Annotated in this window: 1 pseudogene; it reads right to left on the bottom strand. The window is 38.8% G+C overall.

From position 1 onward, the window contains the following. Positions 1-424, bottom strand: a pseudogene (locus BWI92_RS26800) (excinuclease ABC subunit B); the annotation flags it as partial.

Below are 424 nucleotides of genomic sequence, written 5' to 3'. Positions count from 1 at the left end.
CCCGCTAACTTGTTTGTTACGGGTAGAGATGTATTGATGAGAGCCATCAACGAAATACAAKACRWCTCTWCCCGTAACAAACAAGTTAGCGGGAAAGATAGCCACCATTTTTCTTCAGATAATTTTTTCCAGAAATAGGATCAATGCGTTGAATAGCTTCAATTTCGTCACCGAAGAAAATAATACGATAGCCAAATCAGCATAAGGTACATAGATATCCACCGTATCTCCTTTTACCCGAAAATTGCCTCTTTGAAATTCGGCTTCAGTTCTGGAGTAAAGGATTTCGACAAGTCTAAATAAAAATTGATTTCGAGAAATAATTTCCCCTACCCCAATTCGTAAAATACTTTTTCGGTACTCTTCTGGGTTCCCCATGCCATAAATACAAGATACCGAGGCAATTACGATAATGTCTCGTCGC

The organism is Flectobacillus sp. BAB-3569, assembly GCF_002270355.1.
Taxonomy (GTDB): Bacteria; Bacteroidota; Bacteroidia; order Cytophagales; family Spirosomataceae; genus Flectobacillus; species Flectobacillus roseus.
Note: the sequence above shows the minus strand (reverse complement) of the source record. Positions and strands in the feature narration are given on the sequence as shown.